This window comes from Sodalis ligni, assembly GCF_016865525.2.
Taxonomy (GTDB): domain Bacteria; phylum Pseudomonadota; class Gammaproteobacteria; order Enterobacterales; family Enterobacteriaceae; genus Acerihabitans; species Acerihabitans ligni.
Genome location: NZ_CP075169.1, coordinates 3,009,728 through 3,027,087, shown reverse-complemented (window position 1 = coordinate 3,027,087; position 17,360 = coordinate 3,009,728). Strand labels below are relative to the sequence as shown.

The following is a 17,360-nucleotide window of genomic DNA, read 5'->3' as shown; positions in this document are numbered from 1 at the left end:
TCACCTCTTTTGTTGTATGTACCGATAAGTCTAGATGGCAAAAGGCTTTTTACAAATTCAAGCGCAACGGTAATGTGTTTTTCCGATTTTTCTTTAAGTTGACTTATGATTTGCAGCGGTCGACAGCGTTTTTGTTTACACAAAAAATCGCGGCCGGAAGCCGCGATTGCCATTAAACGTTTTACTCAAAACCGGGCTGTTATTTGGCAGCATCCTTTTGCGCCATTTTTCCGCATGCTGCTGGTATTTGGCATTAAATTCCTTTTTGCTCCGGGGTCAGGACATTGTACATTTTGTTCTGCATTTCAAGGCGGGCCAGCATACGCTGGTTTTGTTCCTGAGACTGGGCAGTGACAAATGCCTGGGCTTTGGCGGAGTCAAAGCTGTCCGAGGCGATGATCTCGTGCATTTGCTGACGTTCAGCCGCAGAAGGCATATTCACTTCTTTGCGGGTTTCCTTGAAAATATCGCGCATCTGCTGATGCTGCTGTTCGGTCAATTTCAAGCCCTTGAACATCATGTCCATCATTGGTCCATGATGATTACCCTTATGGTGCATCATCATTTCGCCTTTAGCCGGCGCATCGGTAGTCGTCGTGGATGTGGTGGTGGTATCGGCGGCGGAGGCTAATTGAGCTGAACCTAATACCAGGGTAGTGGCCATGAATAAAGCGGTTAATTTACGCATAATTTCCTCAATGTCTGCTTATATTCTGTCGGGAACTTTTCTTAGCGACAGTGTGCGCTACAGAAACAAGTCTACTCTAGATAACTTAAAGTAATGACATTATGCGTAAATAACTTAAAGCCTGTGATTCACTTTTAACGCGATCGTGGAGAAATCATGAAGATTGTGTCGGATATTCGTAATGAAATCCGTCAAAATAATATCTATTGCATTGATTTATATCATAACGATTAAATCATATTCCTACCAGGGAAAATACCATTGGGGAGCCCTGACGACATCCGTTATTACAATTTTCTTGCCGTCGGAAATGGATGTTACCTTTACTCATACAAGTCAAGGCTGTCGCTGAAATATATACCGGCCTATTGCTGGAAAGGATAGACGGACCCCAAATCAAGCAATTGGGTCAATTCATCCAGCGCGGTACGAACTTCATTCAATAAAGCCGGATCGGCCAAATCCTGCTGATTCAGGCGGTCGCGGTAATGCCTGTCCACCCATTGACTCAATTGCAAAAACAGATATTCAGTCATGAGTACCCGCGGATTCACCGCCCGGTACTCATCCTGCGTCAAAATGATCCTTAATCTCAGGCATGCCGGCCCGCCGCCGTTACGCATACTCTCCCGCAGGTCCACTACGCGGATATCATCAATAACGCCGTTTTCCGCCGCCAGCTCTGCCAGATAACGCCAAACGCCAGGGTTGCGGCGGGCCTCTTCAGGCACCACCAGCGTCATATGCCCGTCTTGCCGGCTTAATAGCTGGCTGTTAAACAAATAGGTTTGCACCGCATCGGCCACGGAAACACGATCCGCGGGCACCTCCACAGGCAGGAAGTCCTGTTGCAGCAAGGCCAGGCGGCGCCGGAGCCGATCGCGTACCGAGACGCCGTCCATAAACGCATGCTGATGGTAAAACAAGACCTGTTCGTTACTCACCGCAATCACATCGTTATGAAAAACCCCTTCATCGATTACCGCCGGATTTTGCTGCACCAGCAAAGTTCGCTCCGGCGCCAGTTGATGCAAGCGGATGATGGCTTCGCTGGCCTCGCGGGTCTGTCTGGCGGGATAACGGCCGGGCTCCGCGCCGCCGCCGTAGCCGTCTTTCCCATAGACAAACAGCTGGATGCCCGGCTCATCATAACGTCCCAGACGGCTGTGGTTGGCCGCGCCTTCGTCGCCAAGCAGCGCCACGGATGGCAAGGGGGGATGATGCTGGAAATAGCGGCCATCGGCGAATATCGCCGCAAGAACGGCACCGGTGGTCTTGGCTTCCAGCGCCCGATGAAACTTATTGTTCAGGTTGGCGACGGTAAAATGCACCCGGCCGTCTGCGCTGTCCGCCGACGGACTGACGGTGGCGGCGTTGGCGACCCACATGGCGGAGGCAGAACTGACCGCCGACAGCAACTGCGGATATCGGGCCGCGGCGGCCAATATCTGCCCGTCGGTGCCGCTAAAACCCAACTGCCGCAAGGCGGGCAAGTGCGGCCGCTCGTGGGGCGGCAGCACGGCCTGCGGGAAGCCGGCGTCAGACAGGGATTTCATTTTCAACAGACCCTGTTGAGCCGCCAGGCGCGGATTGGCGTCATGATTGCGGTGACGGGTGGATGCCTCATTCCCGAACGACAGCCCGGCGTAATGATGGGTCGGTCCCACCAGCCCGTCAAAATTGACTTCCATGCTTCGCTTCATAATAACCCTTGTGTCTGTGCCGTCCCGGACGGCAGCCTGACGGGCACCGCCCTCACCCGCCGTCCGGGAGAAAGGCGCAGGAAGGCATGGATTTCAGCGCTGATCATCAGCCGGTCCCGTTCCGGTCTCGGCTGTGCCGCTACCACCCGGTAAGCGGGGTAGTCGTCATTCGCCAGCAGATACCATGGCGCGTCCCGGTCCGGTCCGGCGTCTTCCGATAACGCAGTTACCCAAAGCCGGCTTTCCCGCACCGTGCGGATATTATCGATTTCAGCTTCAAGAACAGGGCCACCGTCGAAAATATCAATATACCCCTGATAACGCAGTCCCTCAGACTCCAGCACCGCCCGCGCCGGCTCGGTGTGCGGGTGTACCTTGCCAATCACCGCACGGGCCTCCGGCGCCAGGAAATCCACATATAAAGGATGCTTAGGCATGAGTTCGGCGATAAAAGCCTTGCTGCCGGTACCGCTCAGGTAATCCGCCCGGGCAAAATCGATGGAGAAAAAATGCTGGCCCAGATTGGCCCAGAAAGGAGAATGTCCCTGCTCATCGCAATAGCCGCGCAGCTCCGCTATCACCCGCTGGGCAAAATGCTGCCGGAACGCCGCCATAAACAGCAGGCGCGCTTTCATCAGCAACTGGCCGTTGGTGCCGTGACGGTAATCCGGATCGAGAAACAATGTGCAGAGCTCGCTCTGGCCGGTATGATCGTTGCTCAGATAGAGCGTCGGTACCGCTTTATAGACATTCAGGCTTTTAGAAGCATGGACCAGGGTGCCGACGCGAAAATTGTACCAGGGTTCATTCAGGCCCACGGCGGCTTCAATGGCGCTTACGCCCACCACTTTGCGGCGCTCGCTGTCCTCCAGCACAAACAGGTAGCCCTGCTCGGCGCGTTCCGCCGCGCCTTGCCAAGTGCGCAAGGAACGATCAATACGGGCGGCCAGCACGTCCCGGTGGGTGGGGAGGGAAGTAAGCCCGGCGCCGGTTTTATCCGCCAGACTCATTATATCCATTAAATCGCCGGCTTCCACCGGACGGATCGTCATCATGATAAGAGTCCTCAAGACGCGGAAATTCGCCCATCGCTTAGGATGAGTATAATCCGCACAAAACATGCCAGCAACGTAATACCAATGAATAAAAAAACTCTGGTTCTTTTAAAACAATAGCTTACTTCACCATATTATTCACTTTTATTGCATAAAAATGAATATAATGCATAAAGCCCCTTCTTCGTTTTGAATCCGAAAAATTATGCACGGCCTGATATTCTCGTTCAGACAAGATCAACTACAGACGGCCCATGACGGGATGTTTGCGCCGGGTTCAGGAAATGTCCCATAGCCTTGCGGACCGTCGCTGTGGATAATCCGTTTGGAGCGAAGCCATGAGCAGAACGCACCGCATTTGTGTTTGTGCCTGACAAGTTTGGTAATAAAAGCGGCCGTTACCGTAACCAAACTGTCATCTTGTGCTGGGATAGTGGACCGTGGTCCGATGATATGGCGAGAGGAAACGGGAATCGCTGCCCTCTCCCGCTGCAGAGAAAGTGTCGGACTCAACATCGCCGCGGTGGCCAGGACGTTGAAATAAATGGATAACAAGCGTTCAGCCGGGCCATCCATAAGACAGTTAATATTTTTAAACTAGAATTATTATTCTGCTAGGTAGTTACTGACACCTGCCCGCCACTGATTGGCCAGACAAGGCCTCAGCCCGGAGAGATTTTTATGAAACCATTAGAAAAAGAACGTTTTATCGGCCTTGAATGGCTGCGCTTTCTACTCGGCTGTTATGTCATGCTTTACCATACTTCCCATAACTATCCGCAGTTCCAAGGAATTTTCGGTCTGAGTGAATTGACCAGTATGGGTTTTTTCGCCACCAGCAGTTTTTTTGTATTATCCGGTTTCCTGCTTGCCCACGTCTATGTGCGGGGTAATACCCTGCGCGACCCGGCCCCGCGTTTTTGGGCCAAGCGCTTATTCAATCTTTATCCCATTCATATCGTGGCCCTAGTGTCGTCGGTTCTGGTGATAGCCCTGATGCAGTGGCTGGCCATTCCGCCGGATGGGCCCGGCAGCAGCGTGCGGTTTGTGGTATACGACACTAATGAAATCCTGGGACGAACCCACCCGGAGCTGTTCCAGCATTACATGGATAATATCCAGTTGGCCTTTAACAGTTTACTGCAGCTTTTCCTGCTGCAGGCCTGGAATCCCTACTTCCTGACGTTCAATGCGCCCCTGTGGTCGCTATCGACGCTGTTTTTCTTTTATATTCTCTTTCCCTATTTTGCCCCGCGCCTGATGAACGCCCGGCGGACCTGGACGTGGCTGGCCATTATCTGGATCCTTTACCTGCTGCCGCCGGTCTGGGTCATTTGGAAACATCTCTACGGCGTACCTTACACCGGCATGCTGCAACGGGTGCCTCTTTTCCGTATACCGGAATTCTTCGGCGGTATTTTGGGCTATGCGCTATTCCGCCGGGCCCGGCTCCGGCAACAGTTCATGTCGATATGGCAACGCCGGGCCCTGGTGATTTTTATCGTCTGCTGTTTCCTGGCCGCCACGGTACTGTTCACCCACGGGGCGAAATTCTGGTATTTCCTGCTGCATAACGGCCTGCTGCTGCCGTCCCAAATAGCCCTGATCTATCTTTGCGCCCTGGCCCGCACGCCGCAAAGCGCCTGGCTGCAGCGCTGGTCGCCCCGGCTCGGCGCCGCCTCACTGTCGATGTTCGCCCTGCATGTTCCTTTGTTTAATCTCTTTCGTACACTGGAACAATTTTTCCGCGGCAACCCCGCGGCCTGTTTCAGTGATTGGGAGGGAAGCATCGCCGCGGCGGCAACGTGCAGCTGTCCCTGAGCGGTTATGCTCTTTATCGGGTGCTGACCATCATGGTATGCGTGGTTTTCCAGGAGCAGTTCGTGACCCGCATGCGCAAAAGCCTGGTGACGCGTTTTCTGGAAAAAAGCCCGCCGATGCCCCGACTGAGCAGGGCCGGAACCTCAAATTCCTAAGGGTCGTAACGCAATCGGTTTAGAGGCCCGGCTACAGCGGCCGGGCCTCTAAGCGTGCCAAGGCTTCAACGGAGAACCTGCGAACAGGTTTTGATTGGTGAACGTTAAAACGGCGGACCGTCAAACAGATTCTGATTGATGGCGGATTTGCCACGCAGCAGTTGCCGGACCTGATGCACCAGTTCAACCATGCATTCATCATGCATGCCGTAGTTATTCAGCTCCTGCTCCAATGCGAACAGATATTGTGCGTTGGTGCCCAGCGGACCGCTGGCGCAGGCGATTAACGGCGCGATAATCTGGGAACGGGTATCCGCCTCGAAGAAAGGGTGCTGGGAATCCATGACAAATGCCAGCGCAGTGACCTTTTCATCGTTTTCCAGCGTCAGTTCGCTCCAGGTCGGCAGGTAGCAACCGGTAAGCATCTCCCGTTTCCACAGCAGTTCCAGTTCTTCATGCAAACGATCTTCAGGCAGCCTAAAGGCCAGGCCGGTGGTTTGCCCGCCCTCTTTCAGCGCCAGCATCCGCCCGGGCTGGGCAACGGTGCCGCGCCCGGCGATCAAACGCAGGCAAAAAGCGCGGTGCCAGCCCGACAACGTTGCAGGACGGACCTCCTCCGCCTCGAATATGGGATTCCACATCAGGGAACCGTAACCGAAAATCCACACCGGGCTATTATCCGGCCGACGCTCCAGCGTGCTTTGCAAGGAAGCGCGACGCTGCTCTGGTGTTAACAACAATGCCTCTTCAATGATGCCGAAGGCAGTTTTACAATCAGCTTTTTGCAGGAAATCACGCGTTAACACTGATGATATTCTCCTAACCACATCCGCCGCCCGTCAGGGTAAAGCCGCCAGTTGAATATTTGAATTCCTTATCATGTAATAGCTCATTAATAAAACACTATTAAAATGACCATATAAGTTTCTTACCCTATTATCAAGCTTGATCTGTGTCACACTATGTTTATGCCGTGCTAATCAGCACGTAAATGAATTAAAAGGCGGGTAAGGCCAACGGCATGGCGGTTTGAACCGCGGCGATAATCCCTATCGCCGGGGCATGTTTCAGGGAATAGACGCTATTGCGGGCAGATGCCGGACAACGGCCAGGGCTTGAAAAGGGTTAGTATGGATATCACTGCGGGCGCGGGTTATGATTTAGGGTGCCAACGATCGTCGTCACCTTTCTGGTATTTGTGTTTTACCGCAGCCCAAGCCACTTTATGAGCGGTCTCTTCGCGGGATTCGTCTCCACGGCGTTCGGCCTTTTCCTCATATTGATCCCAGGCATGATTAAACGCCTCGCGATAAATATCCTGGGCGTGTTTTGGCAAAACGTGACTGACGCTGTCAGGTAATGAATTATTAGATTTGTAAGGCATAGGGTCCTCCTGGCTCAATCTCATTAAAGTGTAGCGGCAAATGCCGACGTAAGCCAAACGGCAGGCGGCAGCGTATTATAAGAAGCGGCTTTTTAAGCCGGCAGATTGGGAATTGTATTTGACAGGCAGATTCAGCGACTTTTTGGCTTAACATGCCGTTTAATAGGAAATAATTAAATATTTTTAATATATCAAAGGTGTGTTTATTCTATTAAATTGCGATGAAAAAGAGGTTTTTTTACCGGTTTCCCCCATTATTTTTTTTTAACGTTCATTTTATACATATCTTGACATATTTCGCATTTTTTTCTGTTAATATTCTCCAGACGATAAATGCTGAAACCCGATTAATTCACCGTCCGGTAACCAGCCTTACCTGCAAGGAGATTACCTATTATGAAGTCGTCCGAACAAGGGATCAAAACACGCCATAAAGAATATACCCTGTTATTTCCCCTCGCCGCGCTGGCAATATTGATATTTTGGGGTTCCGCCTCCACTTTTTACTCTACTCTGGTTATCAATCTGCTGGCTTTGGCGGCTATCCTGGTGAGCGCCTTTAACGTGGTGCGCCATGCGGATGTGCTGGCCCACCGGCTGGGCGAGCCCTTCGGCTCGCTGATATTAAGCCTGTCGGTGGTGATACTCGAGGTCAGCCTGATTTCAGCGCTGATGGCCACCGGCAACGCTTCGCCTGCCATCATGCGTGATACCTTGTTTTCCGTCATCATGATTGTCACCACCGGCCTGGTGGGTTTCTCTCTATTGCTGGGAGGACGCAAGTTCGCCACCCAGTTCGTTAATCTGGCGGGTATCAAGCAATACCTGATGGCCATTGTGCCGCTGGCGATTATCGTGTTGGTGCTGCCCGCCGCCTTGCCGAAAGGTAATTTCAGCACGGCCCAGGCCCTGTTCGCCGCCGCGATTTCCGCGGCCATGTATGGCGTGTTCCTGGTCATCCAAACCAAAACGCACCAGAAATGGTTCGTGTATGAGCATGAAGACGGCGACGACGACGCCCACGGTAAGCCTTCCGCCCACAGCTCCACATGGCATGCCGGCTGGTTAATCGTTCATTTGCTGGCGGTGGTATCGGTTACCAAGTTCAACGCCGGGCCGCTGGAACAATTGCTTGGCGATCTGAATGCCCCGCCGCAGTTCACCGGCTTTCTGGTGGCCTTGCTTATCCTCTCGCCGGAAGGATTGGGTGCCATCAAGGCTGTGCTGAAAAACCAGGTGCAGCGGGCAATGAATCTGTTTTTCGGCTCGGTACTGGCCACCATCTCCCTTACCGTGCCGACGGTGACGGTGATCTCCATCCTCACCGACCATCCCTTGGCCTTCGGTCTGGATCTGTCGCAAATCGTGGTACTGTCCACCGCCCTGATTCTGTGCCAAATCTCATTTTCCACCGGGCGCACCAACGTGCTGAACGGCACCGCTCATTTAGCGTTATTCGGCGCCTACCTGATGACGCTGATGCTGTGACCCCCTCTTCCGGCGTGGCCTTGGCGGGCCCCAACTCTTGATATTCCGTTAACATCCCCGGCCGTCGGGCCGGGAGAAGGCTCTTTTTTCAGGCGCGATAAAGTTTTCACTGGTTTTACCCTTGTAAAAACTGTTATTTTAATACTCCTTCAAGACGGACCCACGGCCCGCCTCAGTTACGTTTTGGTTCGTCGTTCCAATGAAAAGTCATATATTTACCGGTATCCGCCCGTTCAGTGCCCTTATTGAAGCCTGCTGGAAAGAGCCCTATAGTTTACAGCGCCTTATCAAAGATACTATCGCCGGGGTCACGGTCGGCATTATCGCCATCCCCCTTTCCATGGCTTTGGCCATCGGCAGCGGCGTCGCGCCGCAATACGGTCTGTATACTTCCGCCGTTGCCGGTATCATTATCGCCCTGTTCGGCGGATCGCGCTTCAGCGTCTCCGGCCCCACCGCCGCTTTTGTGGTGATCCTTTATCCGGTGTCGCAACAGTTCGGCCTGGCGGGATTGCTCATTGCCACCCTGCTCTCCGGACTGATCCTGATGTTTATGGGGTTCGCCCGGCTGGGTAAGCTTATCGAATTTATTCCCCTGCCGGTGACGCTGGGTTTTACCTCCGGCATAGGCATCACCATCGGCACCATGCAGATAAAGGATTTTTTCGGTCTTCAGCTCAACACGATACCGGCGGAGTATCTCGGCAAGCTGGCGGCGCTGGTAGGAGCATTACCCACCTTCAACCTCGGCGACACCTTGGTGGGGGTGGCCACCATGGCGGTACTGGTCTACTGGCCGCGCCTGGGTATTCGTCTCCCGGCGCACCTGCCGGCGCTATTGATTGGCTCCGGCGTCATGGTGGTGCTATGGGCATTTCATTTGCCGGTGGCCACTATCGGTACCCGGTTCGGTTATGTGCTGGCAAACGGTGCCCACGGTCAGGGCATCCCGCCCATTTTGCCGCAGTGGATATTGCCCTGGAACCTGCCGGATGCCCACGGCCAGCCAATGGCGTTTGACTGGCACACCATTTCGGCTCTTTTACCGGCGGCGTTTTCCATGGCGATGCTGGGGGCTATTGAATCGTTATTATGCGCCGTGGTGCTCGACGGGATGACCGGCATTAAACATCAGTCCAATAACGAGCTGATTGGCCAGGGCCTGGGAAATATCGTCGCACCCTTTTTCGGCGGCATTACCGCCACCGCCGCCATCGCGCGTTCGGCGGCCAATGTCAGGGCCGGCGCGACGTCGCCGGTCTCTTCGCTGGTCCATTCGGGTTTGGTGCTGCTGGCGCTGCTGATACTGGCTCCCGCCTTGTCCTATCTGCCGATGTCGGCCATGGCGGCCCTGCTGCTGCTGGTGGCCTGGAACATGAGCGAGGCGCGCAAGGTTATTTACCTGCTGCGGCGGGCGCCGAAGGACGATATCGCGGTCATGCTGTTGTGTATGTCCCTGACGGTGCTTTTCGATATGGTCATCGCCATCACCGTGGGTATTGTCCTGGCTTCGCTGCTGTTTATGCGCCGTATCGCCAGTATGACCCGCATCAGCGAGCTGCCGCAAAGCGCCGCCGGGCAATATCGGGTGTTCCGGATTAACGGGCCGCTGTTTTTTGCCGCCGCCGAGCGCATTTTTGATGAACTGGCGGTGTTGACCCGCGACGATCGGCTTATTGTCCTGCAGTGGGATGCGGTTCCGGTATTGGATGCCGGCGGTCTGCAGGCGTTTGTGCGTTTCAGTGAACACCTGGCGGCGGATAAACAGCTTATCGTCACCGATATTCCTTTTGGGCCGCTGAAAACCCTGGCCCGAGCCAATATCCATCCCATCGAGGGCCGGCTGGCGTTTTATCCGACGCTGACCCAGGCATTGCAGGAACTGGCGGAAACAAAGCCCGCCGTCGCCTGATGGGCGGTATTCCGATCCGCAGCGCGCCACGGTAGAGCTCTCTTTAACGGGGTTGGTGCACGTACGGTGATGGCGGGCTTACCGCGCTGTGGGGCGCTCCGGCGGGCGGTAAAACCACGCCCGCTTCGACCCCATCAGCACGGTTTCCCTTTAACACTTCATTGCGCGATCGACGATCGCCGGCCTAGGTATCCCCCGCTTATCTTACCGGCTGGTATCCAGCGCCGGGAAGCTTTTCACCAGCTCATCAATGGCTTTCATCTGCACCAGGAAAGGCTCAAGCTTATCCAGCGGCAGAGCCGAGGGGCCGTCGCATTTGGCATGCTCCGGAGCCGGATGCGCTTCGATAAACAGGCCGGCGATGCCCACCTCCATGCCGGCGCGGGCCAGTTCCGCCACCTGTGCGCGGCGACCGCCTGAAGCGGCGCCGAACGGGTCGCGGGTTTGCAGGGCATGGGTAACGTCAAAAATCACCGGACAGCCGCCGGAAACGCGGTTCATCACGTTAAAACCCAGGATATCCACCACCAGGTTGTCGTAGCCGAAATTACTGCCGCGGTCGCACAGGATAACCTGGTCATTACCGGCTTCGTGAAATTTATCGACGATATTTCCCACCTGGGAAGGGCTGATAAACTGCGACTTCTACACGTTGATCACCGCGCCGGTGCGGGCCATGGCCTCCACCAAATCGGTCTGGCGGGCTAAAAACGCCGGCAGCTGAATCACATCCACCACCTCGGACACCGTTTGCGCCTGCGCCGCTTCGTGCACGTCGGTAATGATTTTGACGCCGAACTGCGCTTTGAGCTCCTGGAAGATTTTCATACCCTCCTCCAGCCCCGGACCGCGATAGGAGTGGATAGAGGAGCGGTTGGCTTTGTCAAATGATGCCTTGAACACGTAAGGTATGGCGAGTTTTTGCGTGACGGTAACGTAGTGTTCGCAGATACGCATGGCCAGTTCGCGGGACTCGAGCACATTCATGCCGCCGAACAGGACAAAGGGGCGATCGTTTGCTACGGGAATTTCGCCAATATTAACTGTTTTTTGCTTCATATCAGGGCCTTATTATCATAAATCGAACCGCGGCGCTATATAGCCGTCATACTCCAAGTTGCGGGTACGCGGGCTTTGCCGCAACTCGAATTATCCAGGGTATAGCGTAATAGATATTAATGCAGCGTCACCGATTTCTGCTCAATTGAATGGATCTGTACTTTGATCATTTCGCTTATGGGGTCTTCAGGACACTGCTCAACGAAATAATTGAGATCGGATAATGCAACATGATCGCATTCCAGCTGCGCATAAATCAAACCGCGATCGCGTATTTCATAAGGATCGTCGGGATCGAATTCCAGCATGGCCTCGCTGGCGCCCAGTGCCAGCTCCATCTGTTTTTCATCCATCAGCGCGGATTTCAGGGTATCCAGCAGTTTTCGCACCACCGTGCCGTTGTCCGCTTCCTCCAGATCTTCGTCCACCAGCTCTATACCGGTGCCGATATTGCCGCGCAGCCAGATGTCCAGGGTATGTTCATCCAGGGTATCTCCGTTGATGGGATTAATAAGCCACATTTCGCCGTCCAGCCAACCGGCGCGCAGGATCATCTGGGTGGGGAATATTACCGGCAACAGGGGAATTCCCAGGCCCTGGGCGATATGCAGCAGAATGATACCCAGGGAGGTGGGCAGCCCCTGGCGGCGCTCCAGCACCCGATCCAGCCATAGCGCGTCAGAGAGACGGTAAACGCCCCCCACTCCGCCAAAGCCCCAGATTCGGTAAAATAGATTCAGCAATAAATCGAGCTGTTGGTCCGGCCGCATATCCTCGGGGATATATTCCCGCGCCTCTCCTGTCAGCTTTGCCAGCTGCTGGCGGACGCTCTCGGCGGGGAAGTCCTGGCGGATGGCAAGAGAGATACGCATGACACCCTCGCTAAGCGGTGAGAGGTTGTATTCAAAATCCGCAATATTACTCATAGTAATCCTGTCAGCAAAGACTGTTTGCTGGTTGCCAGACGGTAATAAATATAAAAACGGGCCAGCGCCGGTAAAGGCGCGGGGAAAAAAATGAAAGGAAGGTCCATACCGTCGTTAAATGAAAGTACTTGATTGCCATGTAAGCACTCATCATTGCTCCATCATCATCGTCATGATCGGCGTCTTACACCGGCCATTGTCCCATTGAAACACGTTCATTGCCGCCATAGTCGTTCCGGCTGCCTACCCGATCAAAACCGGCCCGGGACAACAGGCCGCGCACAGCCTCGCCCTGTTGCCAGCCATGCTCCAGCGCCAGCCAGCCCCCAGGGTGCAAATGACCGCCGGCGCCGTTGATAATGCTCGCCAGGTCCGCCAGCCCCGAGGACGCCGCCACCAGTGCGCCGCGCGGCTCGAAACGAACATCGCCACGGCCTAAATGCGGGTCTTCGGCATCAATATAGGGGGGGTTACTCACAATAAGGGTATAGCGCTGTCCCTGCAATGATTTAAACCAACTTCCCGTTGCGAATGCGGCATTGGTCAAACCGAGGCAGCGCGCGTTCTCCCGCGCCAGGGCCACTGCCCCGGCCTGCACGTCGATGCCGGTGAGCCGCCAGCCCGGACGTTCGCTCGCCAGCGCCAGCGCAATGGCGCCGGTGCCGGTGCCCAAATCGAGCACATCCGCCTGCGGCTCTTGTACCAGCGCCAGGGCCTGCTCAACCAGGCATTCGGTATCGGGTCGCGGTATCAGCGTCACCGGCGAGACTTTGAGCCTGAGTGACCAGAATTCCCGCTCGCCGGTAAGATAAGCGATGGGCTCGCCGGCCTCGCGCCGCGCCAGCAGGTCCGTCAGCAGGGAAACCTGCGGCGGCGTCAGCGGCGTTTCGTCAAAGGCCAGCAGCCAGGTACGCGGGCGACCAATCACGAAACCGAGCAAAATCTCGGCGTCCCGTTTGGGGCTTTCCCCAGCCGCCAGTCGCCGGGTGGCGACGTTGAGCCACTCGCGTATCTCCATCAGGACTGATCCGCCAGCGCCGCCAGCTGATCGGCCTGATACTCCTGCATAATCGGCTGGATAAGCATATCAAGCTTGCCTTCGATAACTTCATCCAGCCGATACAGCGTCAGGCCGATACGATGATCCGTCACCCGCCCCTGCGGGAAATTATAGGTGCGGATGCGATCGGACCGGTCGCCGCTGCCCAGCAAATTGCGGCGGGTCGACGCCTCTTCCAACTGGCGCCGGTGTATTTCAGCGGCACGCAGGCGGGCGCCCAGCACCGCCAGCGCTTTGGCTTTGTTCTTGTGCTGTGAGCGCTCATCCTGGCATTCCACCACCAGCCCGGTGGGCAAGTGGGTAATGCGGATGGCGGAATCAGTGGTATTGACATGCTGTCCGCCGGCGCCGGAGGAACGGAAGGTGTCAATGCGCAAATCGCCGGGGTTGATTACCGGCAACTCTTCTTCAGGAATGGCCGGCATCACCGCTACCGTGCAGGCGGAGGTATGAATGCGGCCCTGGGATTCGGTTTCCGGCACCCGCTGTACCCGGTGGCCGCCGGATTCGAATTTAAGCTGGCCGTAGGCGCCGTCGTTCTCGATTTTGGCGATGACCTCTTTGTAACCGCCCTGCTCGCCGTCGCTGGCGCTGATGATTTCGATACGCCAGCGGCGCGCTTCGGCGTAACGGCTGTACATGCGAAAGAGATCGCCGGCAAAGATGGCGGCTTCGTCACCGCCGGTGCCCGCACGGACTTCCAGAAAGCAGCCTCGTTCGTCATCAGGATCCTTGGGCAGCAAAAGCAGTTGCAGCTCACGCTCCAGCTCTTCCTGCAGCGCTTTGGCCTGTTTCAGCTCATCTTGCGCCATATCGCGCATTTCCGGATCGTCCAGCAGCGTTTCCGCCGTGTCGATATCGTCTTGCACATGCCGCCAGCGCTGAAAGGACGCCGTAACATCGGTCAGTTGCGCATACTCCCGGGACAGCGCGCGAAAACGCTCCTGATCGGTAATGACGCCGGGATCGCCGAGGAGAACCTCGACTTCTTCCTGGCGCTCTTGTAACGCTTCCAGTTTGGCAACAATAGAAGGCTTCATGGATGGTGGTTTTACCTTGTAAGTATAATGAGCTAGTCCAGTCCCAGACTGTCCCGCAGGATTTGCAGCCGCTGGACGTCACCGTCGCGGGCGGCCTGTTGCAGCGATTTGGTTGGAGCGTGGATAAGGCGGTTGGTCAAGCGATGACTCATTTCCCGGATCACGTCTTGCGGGTCGGCGCCGAGACTAAGGGCGGCCAGGGCGCGCGCCTCGATATCGGCTCGCAGGGTATCGGCCTGGCTGCGGTAATCGCGAATGGTTTCCACCGCGTTCTGCCCGCGCAGCCAGCCCATGAAATCAAGACATTCCTGCTCAACGATGGCTTCCGCCTTGACGGCGGCGGATTGCCGCTGAGCCATGTTTTTTTCGATGATGGCCTGCAGGTCGTCCACCGTATAAAGATAGGCGTTGGGAATCTTGCCCACGTCCGGCTCAATATCCCGCGGAACCGCGATATCCACCAGCAGCATCGGCTGATTTCGGCGCAGCTTCATGGCCCTCTCGGCCATGGCCTTGCCGATGATAGGGAGGGTGCCGGCAGTGGAGCTGATGATGATATCGGCTTTGGCAAGCATATCGTCGATATCCTCCAGGCCGATAACCTCGGCCCCCACCCGATCCGCCAGGCGCCGGGCCCGCTCCAGGGTGCGATTGGCGATAATCAGGGATTTGACCTTATGCTCGCGCAGATGCCGCGCCACCAGTTCGATGGTCTCACCCGCGCCCACCAGGAGCACCGTCACCTCGGCAAGGGATTCGAATATCTGCCGGGCCAGGGTACAGGCGGCAAAGGCCACCGACACGGCGTTGGAGCCTATCTCGGTTTCGGTGCGTACCCGCTTGGCCACGGAAAAGGCTTTCTGGAACATGCGTTCCAGTTCGCCCGCTTGGACATGGCCGCGCTGGGAATCGGCAAAGGCTTTTTTCACCTGCCCGAGGATCTGCGGTTCACCCAGCACCAGCGAATCCAGCCCGCTGGCCACCCGCATCAGATGGCTGACCGCCTCATCGCCTAAGCGCCAGTACAGGCTTTGGCGCAGGTCTTCGGGGGAAAGTTGGTGATAATCACACAGCCATCGTATCAATTTTTCCTGGAGAACGGTTTCCTGGGGATTCGCTTGCGGATGATTCTCTTGCTGGTCCACACTGAGGTATAATTCGGTGCGGTTACACGTGGACAGCACGACACCACCCTGCACCAGCGGCTGCTGAAGCAAGCTTGCCAGGGCCTGATCAAGGGTATCGGGTGCAAATGCCACCCGCTCGCGAAGTGCGATCGGCGCTGTTTTATGGTTGATGCCTAAGGCCAGCAAAGTCATAGAATACGGCTAATAAATAATACGAGTAATTGTATGGTTATGGTTTAGGTGCATTCTACTTGATGCCGGCTTTCAATAAAAGTCGCACCGCATTTTCGCACCATTAGACTGTTTAGCTTGTTAAACTATATATATTGTGTGGGATTAAAATACCACCTATCAAAGAAATTGACGCTATCCTAGCGGTCCGTTAGCGTGATGAAAACCATAAAACCAACAAATAATTAAGGAAGCTGTTCCCCATGCCGAAGCGTATTTCAGCCTGTTTCCGGGTCCTCCCGCTGGCCGCCCTGCTCCTGGCGGCGTGTAGCGTTCATACGCCCACCGGTCCGGCAAAGAGCCAAACCTCGCCGGAATGGCGGCAACATGAACAAGCGGTATCACAATTAACGCATTATCAAACGCGCGGTTCCTTTGCCTATATTTCCACCCGGCAAAAGGTCTATGCCCGGTTCAACTGGCAGCAAACCGGTCCCGACCGCTATCGGCTGCTGCTCACCAGTCCCCTGGGCAGCACCGAAATGGATCTCAGCGTTCAGCCAGGCGTGGCCCAGGTGATTAACAGCGAGGGCAAAAAATATGTCAGCGACGATGCCCAGCTGATGATCCATAAGCTGACCGGGATGGACATCCCTTTGGATAATCTTCGCAAGTGGATGCTCGGGCTGCCGGGGGACGCGCAGGACTTCACCCTGGATGACAGGGGATTGCTCAAGCAGGTTAACTACAGCCGGAACGGGCAGTCCTGGACGGTGACCTACCAGGACTATCGCGACGGCACGCAGCCGGCGATGCCGGCCAATATGGAGCTTCGCCAGGGCGATCAGCGGATCAAGCTCAGAATGGATAGCTGGGACCTGAAATGATTCATCGCTGGCCGTCACCGGGCAAACTCAATTTATTTCTCTATATCACCGGTCGCCGGGCCGACGGCTACCATCTGCTGCAAACGCTGTTTCAGTTTCTCGACTACGGCGACCAGCTTACCATCGAGCCGGTGAACACCGGCGTCGTTCGGCTGCTTACTCCGCTTCCCGGCGTGGCGGCAGAGGATAATCTCATCGTGCGGGCCGCGGAATTATTGCGGCGCCATCCTCTTGCGGCAAAAAATAAATTTTCCCGGCCCGGCGCCGATATATGGTTGGAGAAACGGCTGCCGATGGGGGGCGGATTGGGGGGCGGCTCATCCAACGCGGCAACGGTGCTGGTAGCCCTCAATAATTTGTGGCAATGTGGGCTGGATAACATGGAATTGGCCCGTCTCGGGTTATCCCTGGGCGCCGACGTGCCGGTGTTCGTGCGGGGCCGCGCGGCGTTTGCCGAGGGTATCGGGGAAATATTGACTCCTGCCTCGCCGCCGGAGAAATGGTATCTGGTGGCGATGCCGCCGGTGTCCGTTTCCACCCCGGTTATCTTTGCCGATCCGGCGTTGAAAAGAGACTCGCCGGCACGCTCTCTGGAGACCTTATTACGTGAGCCGTTTCAGAATGTTTGTGAACCAATCGCAAGAAAACATTTTTACGAGGTTGAACAGCATCTTTCATGGCTGTTAGAATACGCGCCGTCGCGACTGACTGGCACCGGCGCTTGTGTATTCGCTGAATTCGATACCGAGACCGATGCCCGCCAGGTGCTTGAGCAAGCCCCGGCATGGATGCATGGTTTTGTAACTCGTGGCGTCAACGTTTCTCCATTACATGACACGTTGGCCGGGGCGAATTGAGATTTTACCCGTGTGGCATTGCCCCGT

The 17,360-nt window shown here is 55.7% G+C and carries 12 protein-coding genes and 3 pseudogenes; 5 read left to right on the top strand and 10 right to left on the bottom strand.

What is annotated here, in order from left to right:
- Nucleotides 1-135 precede the first annotated feature (135 nt).
- The 3 genes and pseudogenes from spy to astA all read right to left on the bottom strand — a co-directional run bounded on the left by spy (nucleotide 136) and on the right by astA (nucleotide 3,446).
- Nucleotides 136-688, bottom strand: a pseudogene (gene spy, locus GTU79_RS14020) (ATP-independent periplasmic protein-refolding chaperone Spy).
- A 365-nt stretch (nucleotides 689-1,053) separates the two neighbouring features.
- Nucleotides 1,054-2,379 (bottom strand): N-succinylarginine dihydrolase, encoded by a 1,326-nt coding sequence (astB, locus tag GTU79_RS14015; RefSeq protein WP_203521464.1) that lies wholly within the window; start codon nucleotides 2,377-2,379, stop codon nucleotides 1,054-1,056.
- 8 nt (nucleotides 2,380-2,387) lie between these two features.
- Nucleotides 2,388-3,446, bottom strand: coding sequence for an arginine N-succinyltransferase (astA, locus tag GTU79_RS14010; RefSeq protein WP_203521465.1), 1,059 nt, complete (start codon nucleotides 3,444-3,446; stop codon nucleotides 2,388-2,390).
- A 681-nt stretch (nucleotides 3,447-4,127) separates the two neighbouring features.
- Here astA and GTU79_RS14005 point away from each other — a divergent pair.
- Nucleotides 4,128-5,422: pseudogene (locus GTU79_RS14005) on the top strand (acyltransferase family protein).
- A 104-nt stretch (nucleotides 5,423-5,526) separates the two neighbouring features.
- On the opposite strand, the gene GTU79_RS14000 reads toward GTU79_RS14005, so the two are convergent.
- Together GTU79_RS14000 and chaB are read right to left on the bottom strand one after the other, a co-directional pair.
- The gene (locus tag GTU79_RS14000; protein ID WP_132921644.1) at nucleotides 5,527-6,228 is read right to left on the bottom strand and encodes a gamma-glutamylcyclotransferase; all 702 of its coding nucleotides are present in this window, start codon (nucleotides 6,226-6,228) and stop codon (nucleotides 5,527-5,529) included.
- Nucleotides 6,229-6,575: 347 nt separating this feature from the next.
- A complete protein-coding gene (chaB, locus tag GTU79_RS13995; protein WP_132921645.1) occupies nucleotides 6,576-6,806 on the bottom strand; it encodes a putative cation transport regulator ChaB in 231 nt (76 codons plus the stop codon).
- 396 nt (nucleotides 6,807-7,202) lie between these two features.
- Between chaB and chaA the strand changes: the two genes are divergently transcribed.
- Nucleotides 7,203-8,294 (top strand): sodium-potassium/proton antiporter ChaA, encoded by a 1,092-nt coding sequence (gene chaA / locus GTU79_RS13990; protein ID WP_203521466.1) that lies wholly within the window; start codon nucleotides 7,203-7,205, stop codon nucleotides 8,292-8,294.
- Nucleotides 8,295-8,493: 199 nt separating this feature from the next.
- Nucleotides 8,494-10,206 (top strand): C4-dicarboxylic acid transporter DauA, encoded by a 1,713-nt coding sequence (dauA, locus tag GTU79_RS13985; RefSeq protein ID WP_203521467.1) that lies wholly within the window; start codon nucleotides 8,494-8,496, stop codon nucleotides 10,204-10,206.
- A gap of 204 nt (nucleotides 10,207-10,410) precedes the next feature.
- Here the strand turns inward: dauA and kdsA are convergent.
- The 5 genes and pseudogenes from kdsA to hemA all read right to left on the bottom strand — a co-directional run bounded on the left by kdsA (nucleotide 10,411) and on the right by hemA (nucleotide 15,610).
- Nucleotides 10,411-11,265, bottom strand: a pseudogene (gene kdsA, locus GTU79_RS13980) (3-deoxy-8-phosphooctulonate synthase).
- 116 nt (nucleotides 11,266-11,381) lie between these two features.
- Entirely contained in the window at nucleotides 11,382-12,191 is an 810-nt protein-coding gene (gene sirB1, locus GTU79_RS13975) for an invasion regulator SirB1 (protein WP_203521469.1), read from the bottom strand.
- A 184-nt stretch (nucleotides 12,192-12,375) separates the two neighbouring features.
- Complete coding sequence (prmC, locus tag GTU79_RS13970) at nucleotides 12,376-13,209, bottom strand: peptide chain release factor N(5)-glutamine methyltransferase (RefSeq protein WP_203521470.1); 834 nt, start codon at nucleotides 13,207-13,209, stop codon at nucleotides 12,376-12,378.
- Nucleotides 13,209-14,291 (bottom strand): peptide chain release factor 1, encoded by a 1,083-nt coding sequence (gene prfA, locus GTU79_RS13965; protein WP_203521471.1) that lies wholly within the window; start codon nucleotides 14,289-14,291, stop codon nucleotides 13,209-13,211. Before prfA ends, prmC begins: the two co-directional genes overlap by 1 nt.
- 32 nt (nucleotides 14,292-14,323) lie before the next feature.
- Nucleotides 14,324-15,610: a glutamyl-tRNA reductase gene (gene hemA / locus GTU79_RS13960; RefSeq protein WP_132921652.1), complete on the bottom strand. Its 1,287-nt coding sequence runs from the start codon at nucleotides 15,608-15,610 to the stop codon at nucleotides 14,324-14,326.
- A 242-nt stretch (nucleotides 15,611-15,852) separates the two neighbouring features.
- On the opposite strand from hemA, the gene lolB reads away from it, so the two are divergent.
- Together lolB and ispE are read left to right on the top strand one after the other, a co-directional pair.
- On the top strand, nucleotides 15,853-16,476 hold the full coding sequence (gene lolB, locus GTU79_RS13955; RefSeq protein WP_203521472.1) for a lipoprotein insertase outer membrane protein LolB: 624 nt from the start codon (nucleotides 15,853-15,855) through the stop codon (nucleotides 16,474-16,476).
- Nucleotides 16,473-17,333, top strand: a complete 861-nt coding sequence (gene ispE, locus GTU79_RS13950) for a 4-(cytidine 5'-diphospho)-2-C-methyl-D-erythritol kinase (protein WP_132921654.1) — start codon at nucleotides 16,473-16,475, stop codon at nucleotides 17,331-17,333. The genes lolB and ispE overlap by 4 nt, the downstream gene beginning before the upstream one ends.
- The last annotated feature ends 27 nt before the right edge of the window (nucleotides 17,334-17,360 follow it).